Genomic DNA, 14,985 nt, shown 5'->3' with positions numbered 1-14,985 from the left:
AAGAACCCCTGTTTAACCGAAAGTCCCCCTTAGGCAGTTCCCGATTGTGCACAACAAGCGATGTTTCTGTACGAAATTTCTCGATAATGCATCATATCCATTATAGACAAAAGGGAAAATTCTATACAGAAAAATTACACACGACGACGTTTTGGTGGACGACATCCATTATGAGGAACTGGAGTAACATCTCTAATTGCTGTTACTTCTAGACCTGCCGCTTGAAGAGCACGAATTGCAGCTTCACGACCAGCACCAGGACCTTTAACAGTAACCTCTAAAGTTTTTAAACCATGCTCCATTGCAACTTTAGAAGCAGCTTCAGCAGCCATTTGCGCAGCGAATGGAGTAGATTTACGAGATCCACGGAAACCAAGTGCACCAGCACTAGACCAAGAAAGTGCGTTACCATGAGTATCTGTAAGTGTTACGATTGTGTTGTTGAAAGTAGAACGAATATGAGCTATACCAGCTTCAATATTCTTTTTCACACGTTTTTTACGAGTGTTTGTTTTACGTGCCATTGTTAGTTCAACCTCCTTTACTTATTATTTCTTTTTATTTGCTACTGTACGACGTGGACCTTTACGTGTACGAGCATTGTTTTTAGAGTTTTGACCACGAACTGGTAAACCACGACGGTGACGAAGACCACGGTAAGAACCGATCTCCATTAGACGTTTAATGTTAAGAGATACTTCACGACGAAGGTCTCCCTCAACTTTAATACGATCGATGATATCACGGATACGTCCTAATTCATCTTCCGATAAATCACGAACTCGTGCTTCCGAAGAAATACCAGCTTCTGTAATGATTTTTTCAGCAGTTGGGCGACCAATGCCGAATACGTAAGTTAAAGAAATAACAACGCGCTTGTCACGAGGAATATCTACACCTGCGATACGTGCCATTCTGAATGCACCTCCTTCTGATTAACCTTGTTTTTGTTTATGTTTAGGGTTTTCACAAATAACCATTACTTTTCCACGTCTACGAATAACTTTACATTTTTCGCAGATTGGTTTAACTGACGGTCTTACTTTCATGTCTCGAACCTCCTTAAAGATTACGGAGTGCTATATTATTTAAAACGGTACGTAATACGACCACGATTTAAATCGTACGGAGATAATTCTACCGTAACTTTGTCTCCTGGTAAAATACGAATGAAGTTCATACGGATTTTACCAGAAACGTGAGCCAATACGACATGCCCATTCTCTAATTCTACTTTGAACATAGCATTTGGCAACGTTTCAAGAACGGTACCTTCGACTTCAATTACATCATCTTTAGCCATTCAATAGTTCTCCCTTCTTCAAATCAGTAACATTTTACACTGCTCTGAAATCCCGGAGAGCCAGCTACTTATAAAGTGGTAAGGATTTCGTATCCTGCTTCTGTAAGAGCAATCGTGTGCTCAAAATGGGCACACCATTTACCATCTACCGTTACCACTGTCCAGTCATCAGATAGTGTTTTTACATATCGTCTTCCTTGATTCACCATCGGCTCAACACAGATGACCATTCCCGGCTTTAATCTAGGGCCTCTATTTGGTGGACCATAGTGCGGGATTTGAGGGTCCTCATGTAAGTCTTGCCCGATTCCGTGACCAACATACTCCCTAACGATCGAGAACCCATTCTCTTCAGCATGTGTTTGAACCGCATGCGAGATATTTGATAATCTTTCGCCTGGTTTTACTTGTTCTAGACCAAGATACAACGATTTTTCTGTGACATCAAGTAGCTTTTGAACAGATTCAGAAATGTTTCCAACTGGATACGTCCATGCAGAATCTCCATGGTACCCATTGTATTTCGCACCAATATCGATACTGATGATATCGCCCTCTTCGAGCTTACGCTTCCCTGGAATCCCGTGTACAAGCTCTTCATTTACAGAAGCACAAATGCTCCCCGGAAATCCGTTGTATCCTTTAAAAGATGGCGTAGCACCATATTTTCGAATCGTCTTTTCCGCTATTTGATCGAGCTCTTTCGTTGTAATTCCTGGAGTAATATGTTGTTTCAACTCTTGATGAGTTAAAGCAACGATCCTGCCAGCTTCTCGCATGATTTCTATCTCGCGAGAAGTTTTGCAGATGATCATTAAGCTAAGCCTCCGATGAGAACATCGATATCAGCAAATACTTTATTGATATCTTGCTCACCATTAATGCTTTGTAAGTAGCCAAGCTCCTCGTAGAAATCAAGCAAAGGTTTTGTTTGCTTAATATTTACATCTAAACGATTTGCTACAGTTTCTTCATTGTCATCAGAGCGTTGATATAATTCGCCACCACATTTATCGCACACATCAGCTTTTGCTGGCGGATTGAATTCTAAGTGGTAAGTTGCACCGCATTCTTTACAAATGCGACGACCTGTAAGGCGTGTTAATAACAATCCTGAATCCACATTAATGTTTAAAACATAGTCGATTTTTTTGCCAAGATCTTTCATAATCTCTTCAAGAGCTGATGCTTGTGCAACAGTTCGTGGGAAACCATCTAATAAGAAGCCTTTAATACAGTCTTCTTGGCTTAAACGTTCACGAACAATTCCAATTGTAACTTCATCTGGAACAAGCGCACCTTTATCAATAAAAGATTTTGCTTGTAAACCAAGTTCAGTTTCAGCCTTCATAGCTGCACGGAACATATCTCCTGTTGAGATGTGAGGGATGTTATACTTGGCAACAATCTGTTCGGCTTGTGTACCTTTACCAGCACCAGGAAGCCCCATTAAAATCAAGTTCATCCTTGTTCCCCCTCAGTACATGAGCATGTAGGGAAGACAGTTCTTCCCACTTACTCACTGCTTGATAAACCCTTTGTAATGGCGTTTTACCAATTGGCTTTCTAGCTGCTTCATTGTTTCTAAAGCAACGCCGACAACGATTAACATACTCGTTCCACCAATCTGTGCAGATGGAGGAAGATTTCCCAATTTCGTAAAGATAACTGGTAAGATTGCAATCGCTGCTAGGAAAATTGATCCCACAAAGGTCAAACGATACAAGATTTTTGTTAGATATTGTTCTGTATTCTTACCCGGACGAATACCTGGAACATATCCACCTTGCTTGTTTAGATTCTCTGACATTTGCTCTGGATTAACCTGAACAAATGCATAGAAGTATGTGAAGGCTACAATGAGCGCAACATATATGATCATTCCCACTGGGTGAGAATAGTTAAAGTTTGCAATAATCCACTGCGATACATCATGTTTCGGGAAGAACTGTGCAATAGTTGGAGGCGTAATTAAGAATGAAACAGCAAAAATGACTGGAATAACACCCGCACTATTTACCTTAAGTGGTAAATGAGTGTTTTGTGCTCCAGCATGATTCCCATTCCCGCCTGTTACACGCTTCGCGTATTGAATTGGGATCTTTCTAACAGCCTGTTGAATGAAAATAACACCAACAATAACTGCTAGCACAGCTAGTAAAATCAATGCAACTTTAACGATACTCATGAACAATTGATCTCCGATATTTTGAAACTGTTGTTGATACACTTGAGATATAACACTTGGGATCGCTGCGGCAATACCACCAAAGATAAGAATGGAAATACCATTACCTACACCTTTAGATGTAATCTGTTCACCTAACCACATTAAAAATGCAGTACCAGCAGTCAGTACCGTAGCAATGTATAAATAAGTGCTCCAACCTGGATTCAAAATTAATTGCCCACCTACCATACCGTTAAAACCGATTGACATACCAAACCCCTGAATAAACGCAAGAACAATTGTAAAGTAACGCGTGAATTGCGTTAGTTTACGACGGCCCATTTCGCCTTGCTTCGACCATTCCGAAAATTTAGGAACAACATCCATCTGCAATAATTGCACGATGATGGATGCTGTAATATACGGCATGATTCCCATCGCGAAGATGGAGAAGTTCTTCAAGGCGCCACCGCCAAATGTATTTAGGATACCTAAGGCATTTAATTGATCTTGTGCTTTCAGTACGTCTCCATTTGTAAATGGCACTGGGATAAACGTGCCAATCCTGAATACGACTAACATCGCTAAAGTGAATAATATTTTACGTCTTATCTCAGCAACGCGCATAAAGTTGGAGATTGTACGAAACATTAGATCACCTCAACTGATCCGCCAGCTGCTTCAATTGCTTCTTTAGCACTTGAAGAGAACTTGTGCGCTTTAACAGTTAATTTTTTCTCTACTGCTCCGCTTGCAAGAATTTTAACACCGTCGTTTAACTTGCTGATAACGCCAGTTTCCAGCAATAATTCAGGTGTTACTTCTGTACCATCTTCAAAACGATTTAACGTTGATAAGTTTACAATAGTAAACTCTTTACGGTTAATGTTTGTGAAGCCGCGTTTTGGTAAACGACGGAATAGTGGAGTTTGACCACCTTCGAAGCCAAGACGAACACCGCCGCCAGAACGTGCGTTTTGTCCTTTATGACCTCTACCAGCAGTTTTACCGTTACCAGAACCGATACCACGACCGACACGGTTACGTACTTTACGAGAACCTTCTGCAGGTTTTAATTCATGAAGTTTCATTCCCAGGCACCTCCTTATATTAATGAGTTATCCTTAAGCTTCTTTTACAGAGATAAGGTGAGAAACTTTGTTGATCATACCAAGAATAGCAGGAGTTTCTTCCTTAACTACAGTTGAATTCAACTTTTTAAGACCTAAAGCTTCTACCGTCGCACGTTGATCTTGTGGACGACCAATTACACTACGAGTGAGGGTAATTTCTAACTTTTTCGCCATTTGTTTTCCCTCCTTAACCTAGTAGCTCTTCTACAGATTTACCGCGTAATTTTGCAACATCTTCAGCGCGCTTAAGTTCGCTTAATCCGTTCACAGTAGCGCGAATCATGTTGATTGGTGTGTTAGTACCAAGAGATTTCGAAAGAATATCTTGTACACCAGCTAATTCTAGTACCGCACGAACAGGTCCACCAGCAATAACACCAGTACCCTCAGCAGCAGGTTTTAAGAATACTTCACCAGCTCCAAAATGACCGTTGATTGTATGTGGAATTGTTGTACCAACTAATGGTACTGCGATTAGGTTTTTCTTAGCGTCTTCGATAGCTTTACGGATTGCGTCTGGTACCTCTTGTGCTTTACCAGTACCGAATCCAACATGACCGTTTTTATCGCCAACTACAACTAGTGCAGCAAAGCGGAAACGACGACCACCCTTAACAACTTTCGCGACACGATTTATCGTAACTACACGTTCTTCAAGTTCTAATTTACTTGGGTCAATGCGTTGCATCAATTTTCCCTCCTTTGACCATTAAAATTGTAATCCAGCCTCACGAGCAGCTTCAGCTAGAGCTTTAACACGGCCATGGTATAAGTAACCACCGCGATCAAATACTACTTCTTTAACGCCTTTCTCTACAGCACGCTTAGCAACTGATTCTCCAACTTTCGTAGCAGCTTCAGTATTGCTAGTACCGTTAAGAGCAAGGTCTTTATCAAGAGTAGATGCACTTACTAATGTTACACCATTTACATCATCAATAACTTGAGCGTAAATATGTTGGTTAGAACGGTACACGTTTAAACGTGGACGTTCTGCAGTACCAGTAAGTTTAGCACGTACACGTGCATGTCTTTTCTTACGAGTCGCATTTTTAGCAGCTTTAGTGATCATTCTTGTCACTCCTTTCTTTCACCTAACGGGTTTACTTAGCAGTTTTACCTTCTTTACGACGAACAACTTCGCCTTCGTAACGAATACCTTTACCTTTATATGGCTCAGGAGCACGTACAGCACGGATGTTAGCAGCAAATTCGCCAACACGTTGCTTGTCGATACCTTTAATTACGATTTTAGTTGGTACAGGTACTTCAACTTCAAGTCCTGCTTCTGGAGTCATTTCTACTGGATGAGAATAACCTACGCTTAAAACAAGTTTATCACCTTGTTTTTGAGCACGGTAACCAACACCGACTAATTCAAGTCCGCGTGCAAAACCTGTAGTTACACCTTCAACCATGTTTCCGATTAAAGCACGAGTTGTACCGTGTAATGCACGGTGTTCCTTCTGTTCAGATGGACGCTCAACTGTTAGTGTATTTTCTTCAATTTTGATAGACATATCAGTTTTGAAAGTACGAGTTAATTCACCTTTAGGGCCTTTTACTGTTACAGTATTGTCTTCTGCAATTGTAATAGTAACACCTGCAGGGATTTCAAGAATCTTTTTACCAATACGAGACATGTGGTCACACCTCCGTTCGTTTTAAATATATATTACCAAACGTATGCTACTACTTCTCCACCAGTTTGTAATTGACGAGCATCTTTGTCTGTCATTACTCCCTTAGATGTAGAAACAAGAGCGATACCTAATCCGTTAAGTACACGAGGTACTTCATCAGCTTTTGCGTAAACGCGTAAGCCAGGTTTACTGATACGCTTTAATCCAGTGATTACACGTTCATTGTTTGCACCATATTTCAGGAAAATACGAAGGATACCTTGTTTGTTATCCCCGATGTATTCTACATCACGAATGAAACCTTCACGTTTTAAAAGATCAGCGATCTCTTTTTTGATTTTAGAAGCAGGAACCTCTAATTTCTCATGACGTACCATATTCGCATTACGGATGCGAGTAAGCATGTCTGCAATTGGATCTGTCATCACCATGTGTTTTACCTCCTTCCCATTTGTGGGTTTTACCAACTAGCTTTTTTAACACCAGGAATTTGACCTTTATATGCAAGTTCACGGAAACAAATACGGCAAAGCTTAAATTTGCGGTATACAGAATGCGGACGACCGCAGCGTTCGCAACGTGTATACTCTTGTACTTTAAACTTAGGAGTACGCTTTTGTTTCGCGATCATAGATTTTTTAGCCACGTTTTCGCCTCCTCTACTTAGCGTTGGCTTCCATTATTTTTGGAATGGCATACCGAATTGTGTTAAAAGTTCACGAGCTTCTTCATCAGTTTTCGCTGTAGTAACGATTACGATGTCCATACCTCGGACTTTACTTACTTTATCATAATCAATCTCAGGGAAAATTAGTTGCTCTTTAACACCTAATGTGTAGTTCCCACGACCATCGAATGATTTCTTAGAAACACCACGGAAATCACGTACACGTGGTAAAGAAACTGATACTAATTTGTCGAAGAACTCATACATTTGCTGACCGCGTAAAGTTACTTTCGCACCGATTGGCATACCTTCACGAAGACGGAAACCAGCGATTGATTTTTTAGCGCGAGTTACAACAGGTTTTTGACCTGCGATTTGAGTTAATTCTTCTACTGCATTGTCTAAAGCTTTTGAGTTAGATACCGCGTCACCAACACCAGTGTTGATTACGATCTTTTCGATTTTCGGTACTTCCATCACAGATTTATAGTTAAACTTGCTCATTAGAGCAGGAGTAATTTCCTTTTGGAACTTCTCTTTAAGGCGATTCAATGAAGTGACCTCCTTTCTTAAGAAAATTATTTATCTAATAATTCACCAGATTTTTTTGCAATACGCACTTTTTTACCATCTTCTACTTTGAAGCCTACGCGAGTAGGTTCGCCTGTTTTCGGATCTAATACCATAACATTAGAAACGTGAATAGGTGCTTCTTTCGTAATAATTCCACCTTGTGGATTTAATTGAGATGGCTTAGAGTGTTTTTTAACGATGTTAACACCCTCAACGATAACACGGTTTTGCTTTGGGAAAGCCACAAGGATAACACCTTGTTTTCCTTTGTCTTTACCAGTGATTACCTGAACTTTATCACCTTTTTTTACATGCATCTTAATTCTGCACCTCCTTAGCAAGGCAATACCTTAATTTATAGAACTTCTGGAGCTAAAGAAACGATCTTCATGAAGTTGCTATCACGTAATTCACGAGCTACTGGTCCGAAGATACGAGTACCACGTGGGCTCTTATCGTCTTTGATGATAACCGCTGCGTTTTCATCAAATTTAATGTAAGAACCGTCCGGACGACGAGCTCCGCTCTTCGTACGTACCACTACTGCCTTAACAACGTCACCTTTTTTAACAACGCCACCTGGTGTTGCTTGTTTTACCGTAGCAACGATAATATCACCAATATAAGCATATTTACGACCAGAGCCGCCTAATACTTTAATTGTTAAAAGTTCGCGGGCACCAGAGTTGTCAGCAACTTTCAAACGAGATTCTTGTTGGATCATGTTATGAAACCTCCCTTCGGACTAAAAATTCCGATTCGTCTATTTAGATAACAACCGCTTCTTCAACGATTTCAACTAAACGGAAACGCTTAGTAGCAGAAAGCGGGCGAGTTTCCATGATTTTAACGATATCGCCAAGTTTCGCTTGGTTTTGCTCATCATGGGCTTTATACTTTTTAGAATACTTAACACGTTTTCCGTATAAGGAATGAGTTTTGTAAGTTTCAACTAAAACTGTAATCGTTTTGTCCATTTTGTCAGAAACAACACGACCAGTATAAACTTTGCGTTGGTTACGTTCGCTCACTATGCAAACCTCCCCTCAATTTATCGATTAATTCCGATCTCTCTTTCACAAACTACAGTTTTCATACGAGCAATCGCTTTACGTACTTCACGGATGCGAGTTGGGTTCTCTAATTGTCCTGTAGCAAGTTGGAAGCGAAGATTAAACAACTCTTCCTTTAAAGCTTTAACTTTTGTTTCGATTTCGGCAGTGGTTAATTCACGAATATCATTAGTTTTCATTAGATTCACCACCATTTTCTTCACGTTTTACGAATTTACATTTCACAGGTAACTTGTGAGCTGCAAGACGTAATGCTTCGCGTGCTACCTCTTCAGATACACCCGCAATTTCAAACATAATTTTCCCAGGTTTTACTACTGCTACCCAGCCTTCTGGTGCCCCTTTACCGGAACCCATACGTACTTCTAGAGGTTTTGCAGTGTAAGGTTTAGAAGGGAAAATTTTAATCCATACTTTACCGCCACGTTTCATGTGACGAGTCATTGCACGACGAGCAGCTTCGATTTGACGGTTTGTAATCCATGAAGCAGCTAGTGCTTGTAAACCGAATTCACCAAAAGCGATTTCAGTTCCACCTTTTGCACGACCACGCATTTTACCACGATGCTCTCTACGATATTTTACGCGTTTAGGCATTAACATATTATTTTCCTCCTTCCTCAGAAGCTTTCTTTTTTGTAGGAAGGACTTCTCCACGGTAGATCCATACTTTTACGCCTAATTTACCGTATGTTGTATCAGCTTCAACTGCTGCATAGTCAATATCAGCGCGAAGTGTATGAAGTGGAACAGTTCCTTCACTGTAAGATTCTGCACGAGCGATATCAGCTCCGCCAAGACGACCAGAAACCTGTGTTTTAATACCTTTTGCTCCTGCACGCATAGCACGTTGAATAACTTGCTTTTGTGCACGACGGAATGATACACGGTTTTCTAATTGACGAGCGATGTTTTCGCCTACTAATTTAGCGTTAAGATCAGCTCTCTTAACTTCTAAAATGTTAATGTGTACACGCTTGCCTGTTAATTGGTTAAGAGCTTTACGAAGTGCTTCAACTTCAGTACCACCTTTACCAATTACCATACCAGGTTTTGCAGTGTGAATTGTAACATTTACACGATTTGCTGCACGTTCGATTTCTACTTTAGCAACAGCAGAATCTTTTAAGCGTACAGTAATGTACTCACGGATTTTGATGTCTTCATGTAATAACGTAGCATAATCTTTCTCAGCGAACCAACGAGATTCCCAGTCGCGGATAATACCGACACGAAGACCAATTGGATTAACCTTCTGACCCATCGATTATCCCTCCTTCTTTTCTGATACCACAACTGTGATGTGGCTTGTGCGTTTGTTAATTTGGCTTGCACGACCCATTGCACGTGGACGGAAACGTTTCAACGTTGGACCTTCGTCAACGAAGACTTTTTCAACAACTAGGTTGTTAATATCCATCTCATAATTGTGCTCTGCATTTGCGATTGCAGATTTTAAAACTTTTTCTACAACTGGAGAAGCAGTTTTTGGTGTGTGGTTAAGGATAGCAATCGCTTCACCCACTTGCTTACCTCGGATTAAGTCTACTACTAAACGAACCTTACGAGGAGCAATACGAACTGTTCTCACTACTGCTTTAGCTTGCATTGAAGTGCCTCCTCTCATTATCTTCTAGTTTTCTTATCGTCAGCAAGGTGACCTTTATACGTACGAGTTGGTGCGAATTCACCTAACTTATGGCCAACCATATCCTCAGTGATGTACACAGGTACGTGTTTACGACCATCATATACAGCAATTGTATGTCCGATGAACTGAGGGAAGATTGTTGAACGGCGAGACCAAGTTTTAACAACTTGTTTTTGCTCAGATGCAACTAATTTTTCCATTTTGTTCATCAAGTGATCATCGACAAATGGTCCTTTTTTTAAGCTACGAGCCATTTTGGTGCCTCCCTTCGTGATTGGCGTACGGTTCTTGAAATGAACCGTACTACAATCCCATTATTTTTTACGACGACGAACGATAAATTTATCAGACGCTTTGTTTTTCTTACGAGTCTTGAATCCAAGAGTTGGTTTACCCCATGGAGACATCGGAGACTTACGTCCGATTGGAGAGCGACCTTCACCACCACCGTGTGGGTGATCAACCGGGTTCATTACAGAACCACGAACTGTTGGGCGCTTACCTAACCAGCGAGAGCGACCTGCTTTACCGATTTTGATAAGTTCGTGTTGTTCGTTACCAACTTGACCGATTGAAGCGCGACAAGCAGATAATACTAAACGTACTTCACCAGAAGTTAAACGTACAAGTACGTATTTTCCTTCTTTACCAAGTACTTGAGCAGATGTACCAGCAGAACGAACTAATTGTCCGCCACGACCAGGCTTAAGCTCGATGTTATGAACAACAGTACCTACTGGAATGTTGATTAATGGTAATGCGTTACCGATTTTAATGTCAGATTCAGGACCAGACATAACTTCCATACCTACTTCTAAAGTTTTAGGAGCAAGAATGTAACGTTTTTCACCGTCAACGTAGTTAATTAATGCGATATTCGCAGAGCGGTTTGGATCGTATTCGATCGTAGCAACGCGTCCTGGAATTCCATCTTTGTTACGCTTAAAGTCGATGATACGGTATTGACGCTTATGTCCGCCACCTTGATGACGTACAGTAATTTTACCTTGGTTATTACGACCAGCCTTTTTGCTTAAAGGAGCAAGTAAAGACTTTTCCGGTCTGTCGGTCGTGATTTCAGCGAAATCATTCGTAGTCATGTTACGACGACCGTTAGTAGTTGGATTATACTTTTTAATTCCCATCTCAATTTCCCTCCTTCTTTAGTAAGAATTAAACGCCTTGGAAGATTTCGATTTCTTTGCTGTCAGCAGTTAGCTTAACGATTGCTTTACGACGACGGCTAGTAAAACCAGCGTGACGACCAACACGTTTTGCTTTCGGCTTGTAGTTCATGATATTTACTTTGTCTACATTAACACCAAAGATCGCTTCTATAGCGTCTTTAACCTCTGTTTTATTAGATTTAACGTCCACGTCGAACGTGTATTTTTTTTCAGCCATCATTTCCATAGAACGTTCAGTGATAACTGGGCGCTTAATGATATCACGAGGATCTCTCATTATGCAAGCACCTCCTCTACTTTTTCCACTGCCGCTTTTGTCATGATTAGCTTATCATGATGAAGCACATCTAGCACGTTTACGCCATCAGCAGTGATTACTGTTACTCCAGGGATATTGCGAGCAGATAACTCTACAGATTCGTTTGCATCAGCAGTTACGATAAGAGCTTTCTTCTCAACAGTTAATCCTTTAAGTACTGCTACCATGTCTTTTGTTTTTGGTGCATTTAACACTAGGTCCTCAAGAACTACAATGTTGTTCTCAACTACTTTAGTAGCTAATGCAGATTTGATTGCTAAACGACGAACTTTCTTAGGAAGTTTGTACGCATAGCTTCTTGGTGTAGGTCCGAATACCGTACCACCACCACGCCATTGAGGAGAGCGGATAGAACCTTGACGAGCACGTCCAGTTCCTTTTTGACGCCATGGTTTACGACCACCACCGCGAACTTCAGAGCGAGTTTTTACTTTGTGTGTACCTTGACGTAAAGATGCACGTTGCATCATTACAGCTTCAAATAGTACAGCTTCATTTGGTTCGATACCGAAAATAGCTTCAGCTAATTCGATTTCACCAACCTGTGAACCAGTTTGGTTATATACAGTAACTTTTGGCATTGGAATTCCTCCTTCCTATTGTGAATTATTTGCTAACCTTCACAGCGCCTTGAACAACTACAAGAGATTTCTTAGCACCTGGAACGTTACCTTTTACTAGTAATAAGTTGCGCTCAGTGTCAACTTGAACGATTTCTAAGTTTTGGATAGTAACTTGGTCTCCACCCATACGTCCAGCAAGTTTTTTGCCTTTGAATACACGGTTCGGAGCAACTGGCCCCATTGAACCTGGACGACGGTGATAGCGAGAACCATGAGACATAGGTCCGCGAGATTGTCCGTGGCGTTTAATAACACCTTGGAAACCTTTACCTTTAGAAATTCCTGTTACGTCAACGATTTCACCTGCAGCGAAAACTTCAACTTTTACCTCTTGACCAACCTCTAATCCGTCCACGTCTGCATCGCGGATTTCGCGAATGAAGCGCTTAGGAGTTGTAGATGCTTTAGCAGTGTGGCCTTGTTCAGGTTTGTTAGTTAACTTTTCACGTTTATCTTCAAATCCTAACTGAATTGCGTTGTAGCCATCAGTTTCAGTTGTTTTCTTTTGAAGAACAACGTTTGGATTAGCAGCGATTACCGTTACTGGGATTAACTCACCGTTCTCAGCAAATACTTGAGTCATACCGATCTTTCTTCCTAAGATTCCTTTGGTCATGAGTTACACCTCCTACATTTTTAAGTTATATGAATTATAGTTTGATTTCGATATCTACACCAGATGGTAAATCTAAACGCATTAATGAATCTACTGTTTGCGGAGTAGGACTCACGATGTCGATTAGACGTTTGTGTGTGCGCATTTCGAATTGTTCACGAGAATCTTTGTACTTATGAACAGCACGAAGAATTGTGTAAATAGTCTTCTCAGTTGGTAATGGGATCGGACCAGAAACTGTTGCCCCAGAACGCTTAGCTGTTTCTACAATTTTCTCAGCTGATTGATCAAGAATACGGTGATCATAAGCTTTTAAACGGATACGAATTTTTTCTTTTGCCATTATTTTCCCTCCTTCGTTCGCCTATTTCTAAAATAGACCTTCTCCATGGAAATTTCCCCACACCATGCCATGGCAAAGCGGCCGGGTGTGTCAGCAACCTTCCACTTCATCGCAGTCAAAGACCAACATTGTCTATTATACAATGTTATTCGTCTAGATGCAAGCATCTTTTTGTTCGCATCTGCTTTTCTCTACTTTTGCTATTATACATGGCACTTTAAAGAATATCAAGTTTTCATCTACTCTTATTCAACTTACAGTTTTTGGGTGTTATTTTCGTTTTATATACTATAGAAGAAACTCATCCAAAAATAGAAAATACACCTCTTTCTTCTATAGTAATAAGCAATAAAAAAACTCAAGGGAGAATCCCTTGAGTTTTTAATAATCTAATTAAAGACTACTCAGCAACGATTGTAGCAACTACACCGTAACCTACTGTACGTCCACCTTCACGAATAGAGAATTTAGTTCCCTCTTCGATAGCGATTGGAGCGATAAGTTCGATAGTCATTTCGATGTTGTCACCAGGCATTACCATTTCAGTACCTTCTGGTAATTGGATGATTCCAGTTACGTCAGTTGTACGGAAGTAGAACTGCGGACGGTAGTTAGCGAAGAATGGAGTATGACGTCCACCTTCTTCTTTAGATAATACGAAAACCTCAGCTTTGAATTTAGCGTGTGCTTTTACAGAGCCAGTTTTAGCAAGAACTTGTCCACGTTGGATGTCTTCACGAGCAACCCCACGAAGTAGAGCACCGATGTTGTCTCCAGCTTGAGCTTGGTCAAGAAGCTTACGGAACATTTCTACACCAGTTACAGTTGTAGTAGCATTCTCTTCAGCAAGACCGATGATTTCTACTACGTCACCAACTTTAACGATTCCACGCTCAACACGACCAGTTGCAACTGTACCACGACCTGTGATAGAGAATACATCCTCGATAGGCATTAAGAATGGTTTGTCAGTTTCACGTTCTGGAGTTGGGATGTAAGCATCAACTTCAGTCATTAATTCGATGATTTTTTCTTCCCACTCAGCTTCTCCTTGAAGAGCTTTAAGAGCAGAACCTTTAATTACAGGAATATCGTCGCCTGGGAATCCGTATTCAGATAATAGGTCGCGAACTTCCATTTCTACTAATTCTAATAATTCTTCGTCATCTACCATGTCGCATTTGTTTAAGAATACAACGATGTAAGGAACACCTACTTGACGAGAAAGAAGGATGTGCTCACGTGTTTGAGGCATTGGACCATCAGCAGCAGATACTACTAAGATACCGCCGTCCATTTGAGCAGCACCAGTGATCATGTTTTTAACATAGTCAGCATGACCTGGGCAGTCAACGTGTGCATAGTGACGAGTTTCAGTTTCGTACTCAACGTGTGCAGTTGAGATTGTGATTCCGCGCTCTCTTTCTTCTGGAGCAGCGTCGATTTGATCGTATCCGCGTGCTTCAGCACCACCAGCTTTTGCAAGAACTGTAGTGATCGCAGCAGTTAATGTAGTTTTACCATGGTCAACGTGGCCGATTGTACCGATGTTAACATGGGGTTTAGAACGTTCGAATTTAGCTTTAGCCATTCTAAATTCCTCCTTAGTTTATATGGGTTATTTTATATTTAGACTAGAAAGTGAAACTTGCGTCTCACTTTCTAAGCTTACATAAGTAGTTAT

29 protein-coding genes are annotated in these 14,985 nt (G+C 40.8%); all 29 read right to left on the bottom strand.

All coding sequences use genetic code 11. From position 1 onward, the window contains the following. Window positions 1-134 precede the first annotated feature (134 nt). Entirely contained in the window at window positions 135-524 is a 390-nt protein-coding gene (rpsK, locus tag NSS74_RS24685) for a 30S ribosomal protein S11 (RefSeq protein ID WP_002009745.1), read from the bottom strand. Window positions 525-548: 24 nt separating this feature from the next. Next, window positions 549-914 carry a 30S ribosomal protein S13 gene (gene rpsM, locus NSS74_RS24680; protein WP_002091539.1) on the bottom strand — a complete coding sequence of 122 codons (366 nt, stop codon included), beginning with the start codon at window positions 912-914 and terminating at the stop codon, window positions 549-551. A gap of 21 nt (window positions 915-935) precedes the next feature. Beyond that, window positions 936-1,049 (bottom strand): 50S ribosomal protein L36, encoded by a 114-nt coding sequence (gene rpmJ, locus NSS74_RS24675; protein ID WP_000868344.1) that lies wholly within the window; start codon window positions 1,047-1,049, stop codon window positions 936-938. Between the two features lie 35 nt (window positions 1,050-1,084). Next, entirely contained in the window at window positions 1,085-1,303 is a 219-nt protein-coding gene (infA, locus tag NSS74_RS24670) for a translation initiation factor IF-1 (RefSeq protein ID WP_001029884.1), read from the bottom strand. Window positions 1,304-1,371: 68 nt separating this feature from the next. Next, on the bottom strand, window positions 1,372-2,118 hold the full coding sequence (map, locus tag NSS74_RS24665; protein ID WP_002139936.1) for a type I methionyl aminopeptidase: 747 nt from the start codon (window positions 2,116-2,118) through the stop codon (window positions 1,372-1,374). Beyond that, a complete protein-coding gene (locus NSS74_RS24660) occupies window positions 2,118-2,768 on the bottom strand; it encodes an adenylate kinase (RefSeq protein ID WP_002063428.1) in 651 nt (216 codons plus the stop codon). Before NSS74_RS24660 ends, map begins: the two co-directional genes overlap by 1 nt. Before the next feature lie 54 nt (window positions 2,769-2,822). Continuing rightward, a complete protein-coding gene (gene secY, locus NSS74_RS24655) occupies window positions 2,823-4,124 on the bottom strand; it encodes a preprotein translocase subunit SecY (protein WP_002091534.1) in 1,302 nt (433 codons plus the stop codon). Next, a complete protein-coding gene (rplO, locus tag NSS74_RS24650; RefSeq protein WP_002009754.1) occupies window positions 4,124-4,564 on the bottom strand; it encodes a 50S ribosomal protein L15 in 441 nt (146 codons plus the stop codon). Before rplO ends, secY begins: the two co-directional genes overlap by 1 nt. A gap of 33 nt (window positions 4,565-4,597) precedes the next feature. Next, window positions 4,598-4,780, bottom strand: coding sequence for a 50S ribosomal protein L30 (rpmD, locus tag NSS74_RS24645; RefSeq protein WP_002009757.1), 183 nt, complete (start codon window positions 4,778-4,780; stop codon window positions 4,598-4,600). A 13-nt stretch (window positions 4,781-4,793) separates the two neighbouring features. Next, the gene (gene rpsE, locus NSS74_RS24640) at window positions 4,794-5,294 is read right to left on the bottom strand and encodes a 30S ribosomal protein S5 (RefSeq protein ID WP_002063426.1); all 501 of its coding nucleotides are present in this window, start codon (window positions 5,292-5,294) and stop codon (window positions 4,794-4,796) included. A 21-nt stretch (window positions 5,295-5,315) separates the two neighbouring features. Continuing rightward, a complete protein-coding gene (rplR, locus tag NSS74_RS24635; protein WP_002009761.1) occupies window positions 5,316-5,678 on the bottom strand; it encodes a 50S ribosomal protein L18 in 363 nt (120 codons plus the stop codon). A gap of 31 nt (window positions 5,679-5,709) precedes the next feature. After that, window positions 5,710-6,249, bottom strand: coding sequence for a 50S ribosomal protein L6 (rplF, locus tag NSS74_RS24630; protein WP_002139937.1), 540 nt, complete (start codon window positions 6,247-6,249; stop codon window positions 5,710-5,712). A 32-nt stretch (window positions 6,250-6,281) separates the two neighbouring features. Continuing rightward, window positions 6,282-6,680 carry a 30S ribosomal protein S8 gene (rpsH, locus tag NSS74_RS24625; protein WP_002091529.1) on the bottom strand — a complete coding sequence of 133 codons (399 nt, stop codon included), beginning with the start codon at window positions 6,678-6,680 and terminating at the stop codon, window positions 6,282-6,284. A 29-nt stretch (window positions 6,681-6,709) separates the two neighbouring features. Then, window positions 6,710-6,895 (bottom strand): 30S ribosomal protein S14, encoded by a 186-nt coding sequence (gene rpsN / locus NSS74_RS24620; protein WP_001085700.1) that lies wholly within the window; start codon window positions 6,893-6,895, stop codon window positions 6,710-6,712. 33 nt (window positions 6,896-6,928) lie between these two features. Continuing rightward, the gene (gene rplE, locus NSS74_RS24615) at window positions 6,929-7,468 is read right to left on the bottom strand and encodes a 50S ribosomal protein L5 (protein WP_002091528.1); all 540 of its coding nucleotides are present in this window, start codon (window positions 7,466-7,468) and stop codon (window positions 6,929-6,931) included. Window positions 7,469-7,494: 26 nt separating this feature from the next. Next, the gene (gene rplX, locus NSS74_RS24610) at window positions 7,495-7,806 is read right to left on the bottom strand and encodes a 50S ribosomal protein L24 (RefSeq protein ID WP_000558201.1); all 312 of its coding nucleotides are present in this window, start codon (window positions 7,804-7,806) and stop codon (window positions 7,495-7,497) included. Between the two features lie 38 nt (window positions 7,807-7,844). Further along, on the bottom strand, window positions 7,845-8,213 hold the full coding sequence (gene rplN, locus NSS74_RS24605) for a 50S ribosomal protein L14 (RefSeq protein WP_002063420.1): 369 nt from the start codon (window positions 8,211-8,213) through the stop codon (window positions 7,845-7,847). A gap of 43 nt (window positions 8,214-8,256) precedes the next feature. Next, complete coding sequence (gene rpsQ, locus NSS74_RS24600; RefSeq protein WP_002091526.1) at window positions 8,257-8,520, bottom strand: 30S ribosomal protein S17; 264 nt, start codon at window positions 8,518-8,520, stop codon at window positions 8,257-8,259. Between the two features lie 20 nt (window positions 8,521-8,540). Further along, the gene (rpmC, locus tag NSS74_RS24595; RefSeq protein WP_002091523.1) at window positions 8,541-8,741 is read right to left on the bottom strand and encodes a 50S ribosomal protein L29; all 201 of its coding nucleotides are present in this window, start codon (window positions 8,739-8,741) and stop codon (window positions 8,541-8,543) included. Then, complete coding sequence (gene rplP, locus NSS74_RS24590) at window positions 8,731-9,165, bottom strand: 50S ribosomal protein L16 (protein WP_002063419.1); 435 nt, start codon at window positions 9,163-9,165, stop codon at window positions 8,731-8,733. Before rplP ends, rpmC begins: the two co-directional genes overlap by 11 nt. A gap of 1 nt (window position 9,166) precedes the next feature. Then, on the bottom strand, window positions 9,167-9,826 hold the full coding sequence (rpsC, locus tag NSS74_RS24585) for a 30S ribosomal protein S3 (protein ID WP_002009771.1): 660 nt from the start codon (window positions 9,824-9,826) through the stop codon (window positions 9,167-9,169). 3 nt (window positions 9,827-9,829) lie between these two features. Then, window positions 9,830-10,171: a 50S ribosomal protein L22 gene (gene rplV, locus NSS74_RS24580; protein WP_002009773.1), complete on the bottom strand. Its 342-nt coding sequence runs from the start codon at window positions 10,169-10,171 to the stop codon at window positions 9,830-9,832. A gap of 17 nt (window positions 10,172-10,188) precedes the next feature. Then, window positions 10,189-10,467: a 30S ribosomal protein S19 gene (gene rpsS / locus NSS74_RS24575; RefSeq protein WP_000124452.1), complete on the bottom strand. Its 279-nt coding sequence runs from the start codon at window positions 10,465-10,467 to the stop codon at window positions 10,189-10,191. Between the two features lie 60 nt (window positions 10,468-10,527). Then, window positions 10,528-11,358, bottom strand: a complete 831-nt coding sequence (gene rplB / locus NSS74_RS24570) for a 50S ribosomal protein L2 (protein ID WP_002063418.1) — start codon at window positions 11,356-11,358, stop codon at window positions 10,528-10,530. 28 nt (window positions 11,359-11,386) lie between these two features. Further along, the gene (gene rplW / locus NSS74_RS24565) at window positions 11,387-11,677 is read right to left on the bottom strand and encodes a 50S ribosomal protein L23 (protein WP_001205557.1); all 291 of its coding nucleotides are present in this window, start codon (window positions 11,675-11,677) and stop codon (window positions 11,387-11,389) included. Further along, window positions 11,677-12,300, bottom strand: coding sequence for a 50S ribosomal protein L4 (gene rplD, locus NSS74_RS24560; RefSeq protein ID WP_001127261.1), 624 nt, complete (start codon window positions 12,298-12,300; stop codon window positions 11,677-11,679). Before rplD ends, rplW begins: the two co-directional genes overlap by 1 nt. Before the next feature lie 25 nt (window positions 12,301-12,325). Beyond that, window positions 12,326-12,958: a 50S ribosomal protein L3 gene (rplC, locus tag NSS74_RS24555; RefSeq protein WP_000160209.1), complete on the bottom strand. Its 633-nt coding sequence runs from the start codon at window positions 12,956-12,958 to the stop codon at window positions 12,326-12,328. A gap of 34 nt (window positions 12,959-12,992) precedes the next feature. Then, window positions 12,993-13,301, bottom strand: coding sequence for a 30S ribosomal protein S10 (gene rpsJ / locus NSS74_RS24550; protein WP_001040595.1), 309 nt, complete (start codon window positions 13,299-13,301; stop codon window positions 12,993-12,995). Between the two features lie 400 nt (window positions 13,302-13,701). Beyond that, complete coding sequence (tuf, locus tag NSS74_RS24545) at window positions 13,702-14,892, bottom strand: elongation factor Tu (RefSeq protein ID WP_002009778.1); 1,191 nt, start codon at window positions 14,890-14,892, stop codon at window positions 13,702-13,704. Between the last annotated feature and the right edge of the window lie 93 nt (window positions 14,893-14,985).

Source organism: Bacillus sp. FSL E2-8868 (genome assembly GCF_038005505.1).
GTDB lineage: Bacteria > Bacillota > Bacilli > Bacillales > Bacillaceae_G > Bacillus_A > Bacillus_A mycoides.
This window is presented reverse-complemented; position numbering and strand designations above follow the sequence as displayed.

Excerpts from the sequence above, each read along its gene's own strand:
- rplD (WP_001127261.1), bottom strand. The coding sequence starts at position 12,300 with ATGCCAAAAGTTACTGTATATAACCAAACTGGTTCACAGGTTGGTGAA.
- rpsC (WP_002009771.1), bottom strand. The coding sequence starts at position 9,826 with ATGGGTCAGAAGGTTAATCCAATTGGTCTTCGTGTCGGTATTATCCGC.
- rplB (WP_002063418.1), bottom strand. The coding sequence starts at position 11,358 with ATGGGAATTAAAAAGTATAATCCAACTACTAACGGTCGTCGTAACATG.
- rpmJ (WP_000868344.1), bottom strand. The coding sequence starts at position 1,049 with ATGAAAGTAAGACCGTCAGTTAAACCAATCTGCGAAAAATGTAAAGTT.
- rpsM (WP_002091539.1), bottom strand. The coding sequence starts at position 914 with ATGGCACGTATCGCAGGTGTAGATATTCCTCGTGACAAGCGCGTTGTT.
- rpmD (WP_002009757.1), bottom strand. The coding sequence starts at position 4,780 with ATGGCGAAAAAGTTAGAAATTACCCTCACTCGTAGTGTAATTGGTCGT.
- rpsH (WP_002091529.1), bottom strand. The coding sequence starts at position 6,680 with ATGGTGATGACAGATCCAATTGCAGACATGCTTACTCGCATCCGTAAT.
- rplN (WP_002063420.1), bottom strand. The coding sequence starts at position 8,213 with ATGATCCAACAAGAATCTCGTTTGAAAGTTGCTGACAACTCTGGTGCC.
- rplV (WP_002009773.1), bottom strand. The coding sequence starts at position 10,171 with ATGCAAGCTAAAGCAGTAGTGAGAACAGTTCGTATTGCTCCTCGTAAG.
- rplW (WP_001205557.1), bottom strand. The coding sequence starts at position 11,677 with ATGAGAGATCCTCGTGATATCATTAAGCGCCCAGTTATCACTGAACGT.
- rplO (WP_002009754.1), bottom strand. The coding sequence starts at position 4,564 with ATGAAACTTCATGAATTAAAACCTGCAGAAGGTTCTCGTAAAGTACGT.
- infA (WP_001029884.1), bottom strand. The coding sequence starts at position 1,303 with ATGGCTAAAGATGATGTAATTGAAGTCGAAGGTACCGTTCTTGAAACG.
- rplX (WP_000558201.1), bottom strand. The coding sequence starts at position 7,806 with ATGCATGTAAAAAAAGGTGATAAAGTTCAGGTAATCACTGGTAAAGAC.
- map (WP_002139936.1), bottom strand. The coding sequence starts at position 2,118 with ATGATCATCTGCAAAACTTCTCGCGAGATAGAAATCATGCGAGAAGCT.
- rpmC (WP_002091523.1), bottom strand. The coding sequence starts at position 8,741 with ATGAAAACTAATGATATTCGTGAATTAACCACTGCCGAAATCGAAACA.
- rpsK (WP_002009745.1), bottom strand. The coding sequence starts at position 524 with ATGGCACGTAAAACAAACACTCGTAAAAAACGTGTGAAAAAGAATATT.
- rplC (WP_000160209.1), bottom strand. The coding sequence starts at position 12,958 with ATGACCAAAGGAATCTTAGGAAGAAAGATCGGTATGACTCAAGTATTT.
- NSS74_RS24660 (WP_002063428.1), bottom strand. The coding sequence starts at position 2,768 with ATGAACTTGATTTTAATGGGGCTTCCTGGTGCTGGTAAAGGTACACAA.
- rpsJ (WP_001040595.1), bottom strand. The coding sequence starts at position 13,301 with ATGGCAAAAGAAAAAATTCGTATCCGTTTAAAAGCTTATGATCACCGT.
- rpsS (WP_000124452.1), bottom strand. The coding sequence starts at position 10,467 with ATGGCTCGTAGCTTAAAAAAAGGACCATTTGTCGATGATCACTTGATG.
- rplR (WP_002009761.1), bottom strand. The coding sequence starts at position 5,678 with ATGATCACTAAAGCTGCTAAAAATGCGACTCGTAAGAAAAGACATGCA.
- rpsE (WP_002063426.1), bottom strand. The coding sequence starts at position 5,294 with ATGCAACGCATTGACCCAAGTAAATTAGAACTTGAAGAACGTGTAGTT.
- secY (WP_002091534.1), bottom strand. The coding sequence starts at position 4,124 with ATGTTTCGTACAATCTCCAACTTTATGCGCGTTGCTGAGATAAGACGT.
- rplP (WP_002063419.1), bottom strand. The coding sequence starts at position 9,165 with ATGTTAATGCCTAAACGCGTAAAATATCGTAGAGAGCATCGTGGTAAA.
- rplF (WP_002139937.1), bottom strand. The coding sequence starts at position 6,249 with ATGTCTCGTATTGGTAAAAAGATTCTTGAAATCCCTGCAGGTGTTACT.
- tuf (WP_002009778.1), bottom strand. The coding sequence starts at position 14,892 with ATGGCTAAAGCTAAATTCGAACGTTCTAAACCCCATGTTAACATCGGT.